This window comes from Flagellimonas sp. S3867, assembly GCF_014698935.1.
In the GTDB taxonomy this organism is placed as follows: domain Bacteria; phylum Bacteroidota; class Bacteroidia; order Flavobacteriales; family Flavobacteriaceae; genus Flagellimonas.
The window spans coordinates 1285299-1301125 of record NZ_JACVMN010000001.1 but is presented as its reverse complement, the minus strand read 5'-3'; the positions used below and the strand labels follow the sequence as shown (position 1 = coordinate 1301125).

Below are 15827 nucleotides of genomic sequence, written 5' to 3'. Positions count from 1 at the left end.
TTGCTAAAAATAAAAAACGGCCCGCTGAAAGCGGGCCGTTTTATCATTTTTTTAATGATTATGATCTAAATATCGTCAAAATCAACATCTGTGAAATTTTCGGTAGTAGTACCATTTTCACTAGGCTTGTTTTCTTCGTCTTTCTTAAAATCTTTTTGATGGCGTTCTGAAATCACTTCATGCCCTTTTTCATCGATGATGTAATCCATCATTTCTTCCATAATGCTCCTGAAGGAGCTAAAATCTTCCTTGTACAAATAGATTTTGTGTTTTTTATAGTGAAAAGAACCATCGTCATGAGTGAATTTTTTGCTTTCGGTGATGGTCAAATAGTAGTCGCCAGCTTTAGTGCTTCTTACATCAAAAAAATAGGTTCTTCTTCCGGCTCTTAAGACTTTGGAGTAAATCTCTTCTTGATCCATTATATCTTTATCGCTCATATGGTCTAGTGTATCTGTTTAGTGCAATGTTGTATAATTCTACCAAAAATGTAAAAAAAATGCTAATCCAGCAACTTTTTTCTTATTCTTTCTCAGAGAGTTGGTTAAGGTAAAGTTCTTTATAGTAACCTTCAATATTATTCAATTGCTCATGGGTTCCCTCTTGGATTATTTCACCATTTTCCAATACAATTATCTTATCCGCGTTTTTTGCAGACGATACCCGGTGACTTACAATTAAAGTGGTTTTGTTCTCGGAAACCTGTTTCAAATTGTTCAATATCTCTTCTTCGGTTTCGGTGTCCACCGCCGATAAACAATCGTCAAAAAGATATACCCTTGGGTTTTTCATCAACGCTCTGGCAATAGAGACCCTTTGTTTTTGTCCACCACTTAAAGTGATACCACGTTCACCCAAAATGGTGTCGTATTTTTTGGCGAAGCCTTCAATATTTTCATGGACCACCGCTTTTTTGGCAACTGCCTTGATTTCTTCAAAGGAAGCATTTTCATCACCAAAACGAATATTGTTCTCAATGGTATCGGAGAAGAGGAATGCATCCTGTGGTACTGCACCAATAGAACCCCGAAGGCTGTCCAGATTCAGCTTTTGTACTGGCGTTCCATCTACAAGGACTTCACCTGAGGTTACATCATATAGCCTTGCCACTAAATCTAAAATCGAAGATTTTCCTGACCCGGTTTTTCCCAAAAAGGCAACAGTTTCTCCCGCTTTTATGTTGAATGAAATATTTTTTAGCGCTGTAATATTGGTGTCATCATAGGTAAAGGTCACGTCCTTGAATTCAATATTGCCAGTAATCGGGGTAGATTGGGCAATCTCATTTTTAATGGAAGGCTCTTCTTTTAAGAATTCATTGATTCGTTTTTGGGATGCTTCCGCTCTCTGGATTATGGAGGTAAGCCATCCCACAATGGCAACGGGCCATGTTAACATATTTACGTAAAGAATGAACTCTGCAATTATGCCTATCGAGGCTATTTCCCCATCGATATATTGTTTTCCTCCTATATAGATTACAAAAATGTTGCTAATACCGATCAATAAGATCATCAAAGGAAAAAACCAGGCGTTGACTTTTGCAAGATCCATACTGGTATCTTTTCCTTCAATAGCCAAATCGTTAAGTTCCCGGTTTATTTTGGGTTCAAGAGTGTATGCTTTTATTACGGCAACCCCTGAAAACGATTCTTGTGTAAATGTGGACAGCGTGGATAAAAATTCCTGGACTTTCGTGCTTCTTTTATGTATGATTTTACTGATCTGATAGATCAATACGGATAATATGGGGAGCGGAATCAGGGTGTAGGCGGCCAGACTGGGCGCTTTTATAAACATCAATGGAATGATACAAACAAACATGGTCAAGGTGTTCATGCCGTACATTATTGCCGGGCCAACGTACATTCTTACTTGATTGACATCTTCACTGATTCGGTTCATAAGGTCACCAATGCGATTCTTTTTGTAAAAGGCCAAGTTGAGACGTTGATAATGATCAAACACCTCATTTTTTAAGTCAAATTCGATATAACGCGATACATTGATGATGGTCTGGCGCATTAAAAAAGTAAATAGGGCCGACAGCAGGGCCGCACCCAAAATGATGAGAATATATTCGAACAATTGTTCCTTGGCTTCCGAACCGGTAATGATATTTGCGAACGCGTCTTCTGCCGTCTGTATCGATTTGCTAACATAGGAAGGCATAACCAATGAGAAAACACGGGCTATTATGGTGATTAAAATCCCCATAAACAGTTTAACCCAATATTTTTTGAAGTATTTATTTAGATGTTTAAGTTCTTTCATAGAAAGAAAAGGTGCGTTTTAGGTGTGGTTTTCGAATGACAATTCAGCAAATATATGCCATCGACCACAAAGTAAATGTTATAAAACTGATAAGAAAGCAACTTTGGTAGGTAGGATTGAAATATAAGATTACTTTTGCGCAGTGAAAGCCAATCATTGACTTTAAAAGTTCTTTAAAAATGCTTACCAGAAGGCATATCAGAGTAAAAGTGATGCAATGCATTTATGCATTGGTCCAGTCCAAGGATGATTCTTTGGAAAAACAACAGAAGTTTCTAAAAGTCAGTATAGAGAATATGTATGTGCTCTATCTGCTAGTTTTAAGTCTGCTGTCCGAATTGCACCAACTTGCCGATAAGCATGCGAAGCATGCTTCCAAAAAATACGTTGCAACTGAAGAAGATAACTTTCCCGACCCGAAGAAATTTGTGAACAATAAACTATTGGTTCAAATTTCAAGCAACCAATTGCTCCAAAAAGAAATTTCCAAAAGAAAGCTTAACAATTGGTACCTAAACGAGGAGTACGTTAAAATCATCCACAAAGAAGTGGTGGCAAGCGATATTTACAAAGCGTACATGTCCAATGGAAAAACGGGTTATGAAAACGACAAGGAAGTGGTGCTTCAATTGTACAAAGATATCATTGCTCCCAATGATAAGATCTATGAGTACTTTGAAGATGATAAACTCACCTGGGTTGATGACGTTCCAATAGTTAACACTTTTTTGGTTAAAAGACTCCGAAAGGCAAAAGATACTTCCGATGAGAAGTTCTTTTTGCCGTCTTTACTCAAAGACCAGCAAGATATGGAGTTTGCCAATGACCTTTTGTCCAAAACTTTGCTGAACGATGCCCAATGGGAAGAGGAAATTGAGGGGAAAACGCCCAACTGGGACAACGATCGTATTGCGGAGATAGATTCCATAATATTAAAAATGGCCATTTGCGAATTACTTAATTTTTCTTCTATTCCTGAGCGGGTTACTTTGAACGAATACTTGGAAATAGCCAAGGAATATTCAACCCCGAAGAGCAGCATTTTTGTAAACGGAGTTTTGGATAAATTGGCAAAAGAATATAAGTCAACTGGAAGATTACAAAAAATTGGAAGGGGTCTTCAATAAACAATATTTCTTTATTTTTGGAAAAATTTATTTTATCATGAAGAGAATAACAACAATTTTAAGTTTGATTATGGCAGTTACGCTGGTTGGCGTATCCTGCAAAGACAAGGCCTCGAACAAAATAGTTGCAGACAACGTTGAAAATGCTACAGATAGGGATGAAGCGCAAAAGCAACTTCCTGTCATGAATTTTGAAAAATCTGAGCACGATTTCGGCACCATAACCCAAGGAACACCGCAGGAAACCGTGTTTAAATTTACAAACACAGGTAGTGCACCGTTGATCATTACCGATGCCAAAAGTAGCTGTGGCTGTACCGTTCCAGATTACCCAAAAAATACTCCGATTGCACCAGGTGATACCGGTGAACTTTTGGTGAAATTTAATGGTACTGGACAAAATCAGGTAACCAAAACAATAACTGTTACCGCCAACACGGAAAAGGGAACAGAATTGTTAAGAATTAAAGCGTTTGTTAACCCCAAAAACGGAGGTCAGCAAGCTGGTCCTGTTAAATAAGAGTTAAAGTTTAAATGGAAAACCTCGGACAGTTTTTCCCACTGATATTGATTTTTGTGGTAGCGTATTTTTTTATGATTCGCCCACAGATGAAACGTCAGAAGGATGAAAAAAAATTTACTGCGGAGCTCAAAAAAGGTGATCGAATAATCACCAAAAGTGGACTTCATGGAAAGATAGTTGAATTGAATGACAAAGATTTTTCTTGTGTCATTGAAACTATGGCAGGTCGCCTTAAATTTGACCGTTCTGCCATATCCATGGAGATGAGCAAAAAAATGGCAGCTCCAGTAAAAAAATAAACAAGATTCTATATTAGATGAAAGAGCACCCTTTTAGGGTGCTTTTTTTGTTTCGGATTGAAAACGATAAAAAAGTGATAACTTGTTGAACATCAATTTTTATCATGGAAAACCGAAGAAATTTTATCAAAAGAAATGCCTTGTTTGTGGGAGGAATGGCAGCCTCGACCTTATTTCCGATGGATCTTTTGGCCACTATTCGAAAACCAGTTGGGGCCAATGATCGAATCAATGTGGGCCTGATTGGTTGCAAAGGAATGGGCTTTGCTAACCTGACTTCCATGCTAAAAATGTCTGAGGTAAATGTTTTGGGCCTTTGCGATGTAGATGAAAACGTACTCAGGCAACGCACTGTAGATTTGGAAAAAGCAGGGCTTAAAAAACCCAAGTTGTACGGCGATTACAGAAAACTGCTAAAAAACAGGGATTTGGATATTGTGATTATCGGCACACCAGATCACTGGCATTGCCTTCAATTAATCGATGCTATTGAAGCCGGTAAGGATGTGTATTGCGAAAAACCAATTGCCAACTCCATAGCTGAGTGTGATCTAATGCTGAACCGTGTCAATTCGAGCGACAGAATGGTTCAGATTGGGCAATGGCAGCGCAGCCAACCCCACTTTGTGGATGCCATAAATTATGTGCATTCTGGCAAGCTTGGTAAAATACGGATGGCCAAAGCCTGGGCATTTCAAGGGTGGATGAAACCCGTGCCTGTAGTTCCCAATAGTGCCGTTCCAAACGGAGTGGATTATAAAATGTGGCTTGGACCCGCACAAAATCGTCCATTCAATCAAAATAGATTTCACTTTAATTTTAGATGGTTTTGGGATTATGCCGGTGGATTGATGACGGATTGGGGCGTGCACCTTGTTGATTATGCCCTGTATGGTATGAAAGCCTCGACCCCTAAATCTGTTATGGCATTAGGTGGAAAATTCGCTTATCCTGATGATGCTTCGGAAACTCCGGATACTTTGCAAACCGTTTATGAATTTGATGATTTTTCACTGTTATGGGAACATGCAACCGGTATTGATGGTGGCAATTATGGACGAAACCATGGGATTGCTTTTATCGGCAACAATGGCACTTTGGTGTTAGATCGAGGAGGCTGGGAGGTAATCCCGGAAAAAAACCGTCCAAATTGGAGCGAGGATCTTGGACCCAAAATTGAACCCGTGCCATTGCAACCCAATACAGGAAATGGATTGGACTTGCACACAGCCAACTTTGTTGAAGCTGTAAAACAACGAGACAAAACCATATTAAGAGCCCCTATAAAAGTTGGATACGATGCAGCCAAGGTCTGCCATATGGGCAATATTGCTTTTAAAACAGGAGAGCGGTTGTTTTGGGATAACAAAAAGTCAAGCTTTAACAATAGCGAAGCAGATTTGCTGCTAAGCACTACATACCATAATGGGTGGAAGCTACCAAAAATGGGATAAGAAAAGTAATTACACTTATCTAAAAGGATATGAATCTGTTTTAATGATTTATTTCCAACGATACTGAATCAAGTTCAGCACAGGCAAGTGAAGTTCGGAAATTTCCAACTAAAAAGCCAACTCGAATTGATGGATACGTAATACGAATTCACGAACATGAAAACAGTCCCTTCCCTTTGGGAAAAGAGCTTTCTATAACCGCCTAACGGTAAGCATCATTCAGCCCAATTCCTTTTGCAATCATGGGTAGAATTTTTTCCAATCTTCTAGCTTTGGTCTTTTCTTGTTTGGCCTCCATAATATATTCGCAGAATTCTTTTTGCTTATATGGAGAGAGCGTTTCAAATGCAGTTTTAATAGTAGCGTCTTTTGTTAAAGCTTGCCTTAACAATGCTGGCACTTGCAATTCCTTTGAAGATTTTTCCGGGGCAATGGAAAGCCCCTTTTTTTGATTTTCAATGGCCTCATTCATATAGTTGAGCACTTGTTTGGAATCAATTGCTTCCATGGATTCAAATTTCCATTGTCGCATGCTTTTGGTCTTCCCTTCTTGAGCGTTCCTGAGCACTTTTTTTGAATCACTTAGAAAAGAACCGTTGAAGAACCAGACCCCAAAATGATTTTTAAATCTACAGATGCCAAATACATTTTTACCATTTATGGTGTACACTGGTATATTCCATTTATAATCTTCAACGCAATCGGTTTGCAAAGCTAGTTTTCTTAACACGATAATTTCTTCCTTGAAACGGTGCTCTGTTTGGTAATACGCTTCAGTTTTTTCTACTTTTTCCATGTTATTTTATTTGAACTGCGGTAAGCTCACAGATTTTCACAATGACTTGTACGGCCTTTTCCATGCTTTCAACAGGAACATATTCATATTTTCCATGAAAGTTATGCCCTCCGGCAAAAATATTGGGACAAGGCAGTCCCATAAAACTAAGTTGGGATCCATCGGTGCCACCTCGTATGGGTTTAATTATGGGTTCTATTCCCAAAGACTCCATGGCTTCTTTTGCAATTTCCACAATATGGAAGACCGGTTCCACTTTTTCCCGCATGTTCCGGTATTGATCTTCAATCTGTAGTTCAATGCAATCGCCATATTTTTTGGAAAGCTTATTTGTTATGTCTTGCAGCAACGCTTTACGCGCTTCGAAATGTTCCATATCATGATCCCGGATGATCAGCTCAATTTCTGCTTTCTCAATCTCACCACTTGTTTTCTGCACATGAAAAAAGCCTTCCCTATCTGTGGTGTGTTCCGGAACTTCCCTTAAGGGAAGTAGACTCAAAAATTCATTTGAAATGCCTATCGCGTTCACCATTTTTCCTTTTGCGTATCCCGGATGTACACTTTTTCCAGCAATGGTTATTTTGGCACTGGCAGCATTGAAATTCTCAAACTCCAATTCACCGACTTGACTGCCGTCGATAGTATAGGCCCAATCGGCACCAAACTTTTCCACATCGAACTTGTGGGCTCCACGACCTATTTCCTCATCAGGAGTAAACGCAATTCTAATTTTTCCGTGCTTGATTTCAGGATGGTTTACCAAATATTCCATAGCAGTGATAATTTCAGCAATCCCAGCCTTATCATCCGCGCCTAAAAGGGTAGTACCATCCGTAGTGACCAATGTTTGGCCTTTGTATTGCAAAAGATCATCAAAGTAATCCGGTGAAAGCACTATGTTTTTCTTTTTATTAAGGATGATATCATTTCCATCATAATCCTTTACAATATTCGGCTTGACATTTTTTCCACTAAAATCAGGCGTGGTATCAAAATGAGAAATAAATCCTATGACCGGAACATGTTTTTCTAGGTTGCTCGGCAGGGTGGCCATGATATATGCATGCTCATCAATAGAAACTTCCTGCATTCCAATCTGATGCAGTTCCATTACCAATTTTTTAGCAAGATTCCATTGTTTTTCTGTACTGGGCGTAGATTGTGAATGGGGATCACTTTGGGTGTCGACCGTTACATATTCAAGAAATCGGGGTAACAATTTTTCCATATCGTGCATTTCATCAAAAATAATGTTTATTCAATCGTGATTTTAAGAAAAAAAGTGCCCTAAAAGCTATCTTCCCGTTTCTGAATACCAACCAAATTGAGAAAGGCTTTTTTTTGCTTCATATTGATGTCAGGCATTTTCTGCTCTGCCCAAAAAGAATGTGCATTGGGAATAGGGGGAGGAAATGATGATTCCATAGCCGAAGTTTTTCAACTCAACGAGCTACAATTGGAAAAACTGAAGAACTGGAGCGCTGAGCTAAAAATCAGGAATGAACTTTTAAAGGACCAAGCCAAATTTATTCTTAAACGCAACGCCCAAAGCTCTCCCGAAGATTTACTTTCCATATCCTATAAGTATCGAAGTCTTTTAGATAGTATGAAGCAGAATGTGAGAATGCTGGATAAACGGCTACTTTCCATTTTCAATGACAAACAATACAATCTTTATATGGATCTTTGTGGACAAATGATGTTGCAACCTATACATTTAGATAGGTCAGTTAACGAAAAATAACCGATTTCTTACAATGTGAATTCAGAGTTTATATTTTTGTTCAAAATTTTTTAAATGTACAAGCTCCTTATCCGTCCACTGCTTTTCTTGCTCGATGCTGAGACTGCACACCATTTTTCTTTTTGGGCCATACGGACGCTTTCCAAATTTGGATTCAATCGCCTTTTTCGCAAAATATGGGCGGTTAACGATCCTAAACTGGAAAGGGAGGTTTTTGGGCTGAAATTTAAAAACCCTGTTGGTTTGGCAGCAGGCTTTGATAAAGATGCGTGTTTGTACAATGAATTGTCCGATTTTGGTTTTGGTTTTGTTGAAATAGGCACCTTAACTCCTAAGCCCCAAGAAGGAAACCCTAAGAAGCGATTGTTTCGTCTTTTGGATGACCAAGGTATTATCAACCGTATGGGTTTCAATAACAAAGGCGTTTTTGAAGCGGTCGAACAATTAAAAAAAGATCATCGGGTTTTGATCGGCGGTAATATTGGCAAAAACAAGGTTACAGCGAATAAGAACGCAATAAAGGATTACCTCATTTGTTTTGAGACGCTTTTTGATCATGTAGATTATTTTGTTGTCAATGTCAGTTCTCCAAATACTCCTGGATTACGAGAACTTCAGGATAAAGAACCACTGACCAATTTGCTGAAGAAACTAAAAAGACAAAATGCCAAACAAACAAAAAAAACCAATCAAAAAGAAAAACCAATTCTTTTAAAAATAGCTCCAGATTTAAGCGACGATCAGTTAATGGATATTATTTTAATTGTCAAAGACACTGAAATTGATGGAATTATTGCCACTAACACGACCATTTCAAGGAAAGGGTTGAAGTCGCACATGATTTTGACCGAAGAAAAAGGTGGGCTGAGCGGAAAACCATTGACTAGCAGAAGTACCGAAGTAATTCGATTCCTGGCCGAAAAAAGTAACAAAGCTTTTCCAATTATTGGAGTAGGAGGGATACATTCACCTGAAGATGCTCTCGAAAAGTTGGATGCAGGCGCAGATTTGATTCAACTATATACTGGTTTTGTTTATGAAGGTCCAGCCTTGGTCAAAAGTATAAATCAGGCAATTTTAAATCGTATTTGAGCCAATATAAGTGCAATGCTGACTCTCTTGTGACGGCTTAGTTTTACCTCTATTTCTGAAATAATTAAACGAAGTGATATCTATTTTGGAATTTTCATGTTATTGGTCGGGGCTATTTCTGACTATATATTGAGAAATCCAAAACTTTGTTTTACTTGAAATGAGAGCAGATTTTGGTTTAAAGGGAATAACCATCTATTTGATTGTATCGAATAAATAATGGTAATTTTACGTAGACTATGGCAGAGGTAAAGCTTATAGAATGTCCACGGGATGCCATGCAAGGCATAAAAGCCTTTATCCCCACAACGGAAAAGGTGAAGTATATACAATCGCTTTTGGGTTGTGGGTTTGATACCATTGATTTTGGCTCTTTTGTATCTCCGAAGGCCATTCCGCAAATGGTGGATACCGCTAAAGTTTTGGAACAGCTCGACCTTTCAAAGACTAAAAGCAAACTTTTGGCAATAGTGGCCAATTCTAGGGGGGCGAGTGACGCATCCCAGCACGAGGTAATTGATTATTTGGGCTATCCGTTTTCTATTTCTGAAAATTTCCAAATGAGGAATACCCACAAGACCATTGCCCAATCTGTGGATACATTGAAAAGTATTTTGGAGATTGCCAATGCAAACAATAAGGAAGTGGTAACGTACATCTCCATGGGATTTGGTAACCCGTACGGAGATCCATGGAACGTGGAAATTGTAGGGGAATGGACCGAAAAACTGGCGGCAATGGGAACCAAAATACTGTCGCTTTCCGATACCATTGGAAGCTCTACCCCTGAAGTTATCAACTATTTGTTTTCCAACTTGATTCCTAAATTTCCGGATATTGAGTTTGGTGCTCATCTGCATACGACACCAACCAAATGGCATGAAAAAATAGATGCAGCCTATAAGGCTGGATGTAGACGATTTGATGGAGCAGTGCAAGGGTTTGGAGGGTGTCCCATGGCCAAAGATGAACTCACAGGTAATATGCCCACGGAAAAAATGCTGTCATACCTCACAGCCGAAAAAGCTGACTCCGGTGTAAATTGGATGGTTTTTGAAGCTGCTTACAACAAGGCTACCGAGCTCTTTTCGGTATATCACTAATTCTTGCCTTGAGTCCCAAAGAAGGATCTTAATGTTAAATTTTAATCTTTATTTAAATTAAGTCTAAATAAATTTGGTCTATTACGAAGAGCGAAATATATTTGCTCCCATCAACTTATTTAAAATCAATCTAAATAATAATTTTTAAACAAATGAGGTATTATATTCTCCTTTTAGCAGTACTATTTTCAGCACCAATTTTTGCACAGACCCAAACCGATTCCATCACATTGAACCCGCAAAAACAAATCAACGCAGCACAACGACTACTTTCTGGAAATTATGCATCCGCCGTCACGGTTGGGGCTTATGGTGAGATGTTGTACAATCAACCGGAAGGTCAAAATGGAGAGTTGGATGTACAACGCTTGGTACTTCTTTTTGGATATCGATTTGATGATCGCACCCAGTTTGTTACCGAAATCGAATTTGAGCATGTAGAAGAGGTTTTTGTAGAACAAGCTTTCATCAACTATAATGCAGCTCCAAATTTTAATGTACGCGGTGGTTTAATGTTGGTTCCTATGGGAATTGTGAACGAATTTCATGAACCTACAACGTTTAATGGAACTGAAAGACCAGCGGTAGACAATGTAATAGTTCCTACAACCTGGAGAGAGCTTGGAGTAGGGGTAACCGGTAGATTCAATTCCATTTCATTGGGTTACCAAGCTTATTTGTTCAACGGGTTCAAATCTGCCGAAGCGGATGGTGAAGGTGGTGTCACGGGAATCTTAAAAGGTTCAAACGGATTACGTAGTGGAAGACAAAAAGGAATTCAGTCAACAATAGATAGCCCAAACTTGGCCACTAAATTGGATTACTATGGAATACGCGGTTTGAGACTTGGATTTTCGACCTACCTTGGGCGTACCCAGGCGACAGATGATGTAGAACAGTTTGACGGTTCCGATATTGGAATGGCAATGTTCGGTTTGGATGCGAGGTATGCCTACCAACGCTTTACAGCTCGTGGACAATTTATTCACGCCTCATTGTCAGATACAGAGGCATATAATAATTTAACAGGACGAGATTTGGGAAGTGCCCTGCAAGGATGGTATGTAGAGGGGGCATATAACCTACTTCCAACAAACAAAAGACAAAAACTGTTTGCCTTTGCACGCTACGAAAAGTATGATACCCATGCCAATACGGATGGAACTTTAGTTGATAATGAAGCATACGATCGCACAGATGTAACCACTGGTCTTACCTATCATATTGCCCCGGGAGTGGTAATAAAGGGAGATTATCAATTCAGGAGCAATGCTTTGGATGGTGACGATGTCACCGACCGACTTAATTTTGGAATAGGGGTGTGGTTTTAACCACACCTTTTTTTTTGGTGATGTTGAAAGATTATTAAGCTTATTTTTATTCATAATAAGTCTAAATTAATATATTTGGGGCATGAAATTGGTCAAACCATTTGCTTTGCTTTTCATATTGTTACTTTTCTTCGGATTTAGTATCCCGAAAGGTGTACATAAAAAGGTCATTAAAGAAGTTCAAAAAACTTTTGAAGTATCCAACTTTGATATGACCGCTATCATGGTTGCCAACGAATTGAATACAGCACTACCGACTAAGATTTCAGGTGATAACCTATATAAAATTGACCTTCAAGATTCCATTTTAGGCTATGCATTTGTGGGTCAAGCACCGAGCAAGACAGCCAAATTTGATTATTTGGTGGTGTTTGATAGTGATTTGAAAGTAGTGAACTCCAAGGTTTTGATTTACCGAGAGGAATATGGTGGTGAAATAGGAAGTAAAAGATGGCTCAAACAATTTATTGGTAAGACGGGTGCTGATAGAGTAAACCATGAGACCAATATAGATGCAATTTCTGGAGCTACCATTTCGGTGCGCTCCATGACAAAATCTATGGATAATCTTTTGCAGACCATTGGCATCCTTCAGGAAAAAGGGCAATTATAATGATGTATAACGGTCTCTTGGCTACTTTTCCCAAAGAAATTCGACTTTTTATCGCGGTATTTGTAATTATACTTTCCATTGGTTTTTTTTCAGGCCTACTATTTGTTGGGCAAACAGAATCCATGACTCCGTCGGGGTTGGAAGAAAACTATCTGGGCAATGAAGAAGATGAAAGCGTAGCAGTAATGAAATTCGAAAAGGGACCGCGCGAAATGCTCACCATAGTTCATACACACATATTGTCTATGTCCTTTATTTTTTTCTTGTTGGGAGGATTGGTGTGGATTACTAAATTTCCCAAAAACTGGAAGCTGTTTTTGACTATTGAACCTTTTCTATCTGTACTGCTGACCTTTGGAGGTATATATTTGATGTGGAGTGGAGTTTTTTGGATGAAATACGTTGTAATTTTTTCAGGTACTTTAATGACATTGACTTTCACGTTCGCTGCACTTCTGGTCTTTTTACAATGTGTAAAAGGGCGAAATTGAGTACCTAATTTTCAATAAACGTATAATTGATATCAGCATATTCCAGAAACTCTACGGGTTCCTGATGTATTGATAATAATTGCTTGATTTCTAAAATCTCCCGTTTACTTACGAGGATAATAAAATGCTTTTGACCTACGGAAATAGGTATTTTACGTTCATGAATCCAATTTCTGAATTCGTTTTCCCAATATGAAATGTCAAGTTGGGAAATATAGGATTTAAAAGAGTCGAGCTCCCATTCGTAAAGTTCAAAGCACAAATTGTTGTAGATCAATTGAAAAAGCTTGCTTTTATTGCAAAACGTCAATGTTCCATTTTTTGTTTGGCCAAGAATTTTTTGAGACTCACACATAGGCTAAAGTTTTAAGTAAATATATTCATTATTTATAATAAGTCTAAATAAAAATAAATTAAAAACAATCTAAAAACCCAACCCACTTCCACTTGAATTAAAAGTGGTATATTTGCACGCAATTAATCCGTAATTGCAATGGAAGCCCACCTAAATAAAATTGTTGGCGAAGGACTAACTTATGATGACGTCCTACTTGTGCCGGCATTTTCCGAAGTACTACCCCGAGAAGTCAATATTCAAACAAAATTTACCAGAAACATCACTATCAATGTGCCCATTGTTTCGGCTGCTATGGACACCGTTACCGAATCGCAAATGGCCATAGCTATGGCTCGCGAAGGTGGTATTGGTGTTTTGCACAAAAACATGAGTATTGATCAACAGGCATTGAAGGTGAGGAAGGTGAAACGTGCAGAAAGTGGCATGATCATGGATCCCGTAACACTTCCACAAGATGCTTTGGTAAAGGATGCCAAGGCTAATATGAAAGAGCATAGCATTGGCGGAATTCCAATAGTTAATGGTGATAAAAAATTGATTGGAATTGTTACCAATCGTGATTTAAGGTTCGAAAAGAACAATAGCCGACCTATTAGTGAAGTCATGACCTCAGAAAATTTGGTCACGGTAGGCGAGGGAACATCTTTGGAACAGGCCGAAGTAATCTTGCAAGAGAACAAAATAGAAAAACTTCCTGTGGTTAATGCAAATGACGAGTTGGTTGGGCTTATCACATTTAGGGATATCACCAAACTGACCCAAAAGCCCATCGCCAACAAAGACCAATACGGTCGACTGCGGGTCGCTGCTGCCATCGGAGTCACACCAGACGCCGTGGATAGAGCCGGGGCCTTGGTAAATGCTGGGGTGGATGCAATCGTAATTGATACCGCTCATGGGCATACCCAAGGTGTTGTCGGAGTGCTCAAAGAAGTTAAAAAGAACTTTCCCGAATTGGAAGTTATTGTTGGTAACATCGCAACTGGAGAAGCAGCAAAATATTTGGTGGACGCTGGTGCTGATGCCGTTAAGGTTGGAATAGGTCCGGGATCTATTTGTACAACGCGTGTGGTAGCAGGTGTTGGATTTCCGCAATTTTCAGCTGTGTTGGAAGTTGCAGCGGCCATAAAGGGGAGTGGAGTTCCAGTTATCGCGGATGGAGGAATCCGTTATACCGGAGATATTCCGAAAGCCATTGCTGCCGGTGCCGATACGGTGATGTTGGGTTCCTTATTAGCGGGAACCAAAGAATCTCCTGGAGAAACCATTATTTATGAAGGACGAAAGTTCAAATCCTACCGTGGTATGGGCTCTGTTGAAGCTATGAGGGAAGGTAGTAAGGATCGTTATTTTCAAGATGTGGAAGATGACATTAAGAAGTTGGTTCCCGAAGGAATTGTTGGTCGTGTCCCCTATAAAGGCGAATTGTATGAAAGTATTCATCAATTTATTGGTGGAATACGTGCTGGAATGGGTTATTGCGGAGCAAAAGACATTGAAACCTTAAAAGAGTCAGGTAAATTTGTAAAGATTACCGCAAGCGGTATCAACGAAAGCCATCCGCACGATGTGACCATCACAAAAGAGAGTCCAAATTATAGTAGATAATGTTATTTACCGGCGTAGGCTTGCCAATCTTTGTCTTTGTAGATGTCGTCACCAAAATATCTGGCAATCTGTAAAAAAGGTTTTGCCTTTTGATATCCAGGAACTGGAGATAGCATATTCAATTTTTCATCAAGGAACACAACCGTTGGATAGCTCATTTTTCCCTGGAGGAGTGCCGCAGCAAATTCATGATAACCTCTTCTTCCCGAAGGGACAAATTTAAAAGTGTTTCCTTTGAATTCAATAGGGTCTTTACCTTCAGCATCCAATTTCACCATATAAAAATTGTCCTGCATATATTTGGCCACTTCTGGTTTTTGAAACGTATCCTTGTCCATTTTTTTGCACCATCCGCACCAGTCGGTATATACATCAACAAATATCTTTTTAGGATTCGCATCGGTTTGGGATAACTCTACCGCTTCGTTCCAACTGAGCCATTGTACATTTTGTGCATGGGACTGGAATCCAACAAAAAGCAATAGAAATAGACTGATCTGGGTTAAGTAGGTAAAAACTGCTCGCATCGTTCCTTATTTTGAGGGTTTAGTCTGGGGACTAATACAAAACTAACGAAAATTATGCCAAAATAGTGTTCAGTTTAACAGTTCCAGAATTAAGACAAGAATGCCCATAAGCAAGCACAATGGCGAGTAATACCGCGTATCAAGAGCAGAAAATTTACTGTTCTTGGCGGTTTTGAAAAAGCCTACATACTTAAAATCACCGAAGGCGCGGACAATAAAAATGATGCCTATACCTATAGAAACATATCGCAACCATCCAAAAGCAACATAATTGATGATCTTATTGATGAACACAAAAGCAAATCCAAGCAAAATAACTCCTACCAGTGCGGCCATAATCTTATTTGGAGTTTTTACCTGATTGCTTCCAAGTGCGGTTGGAACTACAGCTCCGGGCTCTTTGATGCCAAATAATGCCCAAAAAAAATGAAGTATGGCCAAAATAATCAGAACAATTGAAATCAATATGGCCAATACATCCATG

18 protein-coding genes are annotated in these 15827 nt (G+C 39.0%); 11 read left to right on the top strand and 7 right to left on the bottom strand.

Translation table 11 applies throughout. The features are described 5' to 3' along the window. Nucleotides 1–65 precede the first annotated feature (65 nt). Nucleotides 66–440, bottom strand: coding sequence for a PUR family DNA/RNA-binding protein (locus IAG46_RS05855; RefSeq protein ID WP_190809376.1), 375 nt, complete (start codon nt 438–440; stop codon nt 66–68). Nucleotides 441–522: 82 nt separating this feature from the next. Continuing rightward, nucleotides 523–2274 (bottom strand): ABC transporter ATP-binding protein, encoded by a 1752-nt coding sequence (locus IAG46_RS05850; RefSeq protein WP_190809375.1) that lies wholly within the window; start codon nt 2272–2274, stop codon nt 523–525. Between the two features lie 179 nt (nt 2275–2453). Here IAG46_RS05850 and nusB point away from each other — a divergent pair, with 179 nt between their 5' ends. The 4 genes from nusB to IAG46_RS05830 all read left to right on the top strand — a co-directional run bounded on the left by nusB (nt 2454) and on the right by IAG46_RS05830 (nt 5677). Continuing rightward, nucleotides 2454–3401, top strand: a complete 948-nt coding sequence (gene nusB / locus IAG46_RS05845; protein WP_190809374.1) for a transcription antitermination factor NusB — start codon at nt 2454–2456, stop codon at nt 3399–3401. A 37-nt stretch (nt 3402–3438) separates the two neighbouring features. Then, the gene (locus tag IAG46_RS05840) at nt 3439–3921 is read left to right on the top strand and encodes a DUF1573 domain-containing protein (RefSeq protein ID WP_190809373.1); all 483 of its coding nucleotides are present in this window, start codon (nt 3439–3441) and stop codon (nt 3919–3921) included. 14 nt (nt 3922–3935) lie between these two features. After that, complete coding sequence (gene yajC, locus IAG46_RS05835; protein WP_190809372.1) at nt 3936–4223, top strand: preprotein translocase subunit YajC; 288 nt, start codon at nt 3936–3938, stop codon at nt 4221–4223. Between the two features lie 104 nt (nt 4224–4327). After that, on the top strand, nt 4328–5677 hold the full coding sequence (locus IAG46_RS05830; protein WP_190809371.1) for a Gfo/Idh/MocA family protein: 1350 nt from the start codon (nt 4328–4330) through the stop codon (nt 5675–5677). A gap of 202 nt (nt 5678–5879) precedes the next feature. Here the strand turns inward: IAG46_RS05830 and IAG46_RS05825 are convergent, their stop codons facing one another. Together IAG46_RS05825 and pepT are read right to left on the bottom strand one after the other, a co-directional pair. Then, a complete protein-coding gene (locus IAG46_RS05825) occupies nt 5880–6473 on the bottom strand; it encodes a YdeI family protein (RefSeq protein WP_190809370.1) in 594 nt (197 codons plus the stop codon). A gap of 1 nt (nt 6474) precedes the next feature. Next, complete coding sequence (gene pepT, locus IAG46_RS05820) at nt 6475–7704, bottom strand: peptidase T (RefSeq protein WP_190809369.1); 1230 nt, start codon at nt 7702–7704, stop codon at nt 6475–6477. Nucleotides 7705–7830: 126 nt separating this feature from the next. On the opposite strand from pepT, the gene IAG46_RS05815 reads away from it, so the two are divergent. The 6 genes from IAG46_RS05815 (at nt 7831) to IAG46_RS05790 (ending at nt 12850) form a co-directional block, all read left to right on the top strand. Continuing rightward, complete coding sequence (locus IAG46_RS05815; RefSeq protein WP_190809368.1) at nt 7831–8220, top strand: hypothetical protein; 390 nt, start codon at nt 7831–7833, stop codon at nt 8218–8220. 54 nt (nt 8221–8274) lie between these two features. Then, a complete protein-coding gene (locus IAG46_RS05810; protein WP_190809367.1) occupies nt 8275–9312 on the top strand; it encodes a quinone-dependent dihydroorotate dehydrogenase in 1038 nt (345 codons plus the stop codon). A 239-nt stretch (nt 9313–9551) separates the two neighbouring features. After that, complete coding sequence (locus IAG46_RS05805; protein ID WP_190809366.1) at nt 9552–10415, top strand: hydroxymethylglutaryl-CoA lyase; 864 nt, start codon at nt 9552–9554, stop codon at nt 10413–10415. A 152-nt stretch (nt 10416–10567) separates the two neighbouring features. Continuing rightward, entirely contained in the window at nt 10568–11746 is a 1179-nt protein-coding gene (locus IAG46_RS05800) for a hypothetical protein (RefSeq protein WP_190809365.1), read from the top strand. Nucleotides 11747–11828: 82 nt separating this feature from the next. Then, complete coding sequence (locus IAG46_RS05795; RefSeq protein WP_190809364.1) at nt 11829–12359, top strand: FMN-binding protein; 531 nt, start codon at nt 11829–11831, stop codon at nt 12357–12359. Further along, on the top strand, nt 12359–12850 hold the full coding sequence (locus IAG46_RS05790; RefSeq protein WP_190809363.1) for a hypothetical protein: 492 nt from the start codon (nt 12359–12361) through the stop codon (nt 12848–12850). The genes IAG46_RS05795 and IAG46_RS05790 overlap by 1 nt, the downstream gene beginning before the upstream one ends. 4 nt (nt 12851–12854) lie before the next feature. On the opposite strand, the gene IAG46_RS05785 is transcribed toward IAG46_RS05790, so the two are convergent. Then, nucleotides 12855–13205: a DUF6686 family protein gene (locus tag IAG46_RS05785; RefSeq protein ID WP_190809362.1), complete on the bottom strand. Its 351-nt coding sequence runs from the start codon at nt 13203–13205 to the stop codon at nt 12855–12857. A gap of 138 nt (nt 13206–13343) precedes the next feature. Between IAG46_RS05785 and guaB the strand changes: the two genes are divergently transcribed. After that, nucleotides 13344–14816 (top strand): IMP dehydrogenase, encoded by a 1473-nt coding sequence (gene guaB, locus IAG46_RS05780; RefSeq protein ID WP_190809361.1) that lies wholly within the window; start codon nt 13344–13346, stop codon nt 14814–14816. A 2-nt stretch (nt 14817–14818) separates the two neighbouring features. Here the strand turns inward: guaB and IAG46_RS05775 are convergent, their stop codons facing one another. After that, nucleotides 14819–15343 (bottom strand): DUF255 domain-containing protein, encoded by a 525-nt coding sequence (locus tag IAG46_RS05775; protein WP_190809360.1) that lies wholly within the window; start codon nt 15341–15343, stop codon nt 14819–14821. 69 nt (nt 15344–15412) lie between these two features. Next, on the bottom strand, nt 15413–15826 hold the full coding sequence (locus IAG46_RS05770) for a DUF3995 domain-containing protein (protein WP_190809359.1): 414 nt from the start codon (nt 15824–15826) through the stop codon (nt 15413–15415). Between the last annotated feature and the right edge of the window lies 1 nt (nt 15827).

What these genes read in the sequence shown, in the direction of transcription:
- IAG46_RS05805 (WP_190809366.1), top strand. Translation starts at nt 9,552, where the DNA reads ATGGCAGAGGTAAAGCTTATAGAATGTCCACGGGATGCCATGCAAGGC.
- guaB (WP_190809361.1), top strand. Translation starts at nt 13,344, where the DNA reads ATGGAAGCCCACCTAAATAAAATTGTTGGCGAAGGACTAACTTATGAT.
- IAG46_RS05855 (WP_190809376.1), bottom strand. Translation starts at nt 440, where the DNA reads ATGAGCGATAAAGATATAATGGATCAAGAAGAGATTTACTCCAAAGTC.
- IAG46_RS05775 (WP_190809360.1), bottom strand. Translation starts at nt 15,343, where the DNA reads ATGCGAGCAGTTTTTACCTACTTAACCCAGATCAGTCTATTTCTATTG.
- IAG46_RS05850 (WP_190809375.1), bottom strand. Translation starts at nt 2,274, where the DNA reads ATGAAAGAACTTAAACATCTAAATAAATACTTCAAAAAATATTGGGTT.
- IAG46_RS05790 (WP_190809363.1), top strand. Translation starts at nt 12,359, where the DNA reads ATGATGTATAACGGTCTCTTGGCTACTTTTCCCAAAGAAATTCGACTT.
- IAG46_RS05770 (WP_190809359.1), bottom strand. Translation starts at nt 15,826, where the DNA reads ATGGATGTATTGGCCATATTGATTTCAATTGTTCTGATTATTTTGGCC.
- yajC (WP_190809372.1), top strand. Translation starts at nt 3,936, where the DNA reads ATGGAAAACCTCGGACAGTTTTTCCCACTGATATTGATTTTTGTGGTA.
- IAG46_RS05810 (WP_190809367.1), top strand. Translation starts at nt 8,275, where the DNA reads ATGTACAAGCTCCTTATCCGTCCACTGCTTTTCTTGCTCGATGCTGAG.
- pepT (WP_190809369.1), bottom strand. Translation starts at nt 7,704, where the DNA reads ATGGAAAAATTGTTACCCCGATTTCTTGAATATGTAACGGTCGACACC.
- nusB (WP_190809374.1), top strand. Translation starts at nt 2,454, where the DNA reads ATGCTTACCAGAAGGCATATCAGAGTAAAAGTGATGCAATGCATTTAT.
- IAG46_RS05800 (WP_190809365.1), top strand. Translation starts at nt 10,568, where the DNA reads ATGAGGTATTATATTCTCCTTTTAGCAGTACTATTTTCAGCACCAATT.
- IAG46_RS05785 (WP_190809362.1), bottom strand. Translation starts at nt 13,205, where the DNA reads ATGTGTGAGTCTCAAAAAATTCTTGGCCAAACAAAAAATGGAACATTG.
- IAG46_RS05825 (WP_190809370.1), bottom strand. Translation starts at nt 6,473, where the DNA reads ATGGAAAAAGTAGAAAAAACTGAAGCGTATTACCAAACAGAGCACCGT.
- IAG46_RS05815 (WP_190809368.1), top strand. Translation starts at nt 7,831, where the DNA reads ATGTCAGGCATTTTCTGCTCTGCCCAAAAAGAATGTGCATTGGGAATA.
- IAG46_RS05795 (WP_190809364.1), top strand. Translation starts at nt 11,829, where the DNA reads ATGAAATTGGTCAAACCATTTGCTTTGCTTTTCATATTGTTACTTTTC.
- IAG46_RS05840 (WP_190809373.1), top strand. Translation starts at nt 3,439, where the DNA reads ATGAAGAGAATAACAACAATTTTAAGTTTGATTATGGCAGTTACGCTG.
- IAG46_RS05830 (WP_190809371.1), top strand. Translation starts at nt 4,328, where the DNA reads ATGGAAAACCGAAGAAATTTTATCAAAAGAAATGCCTTGTTTGTGGGA.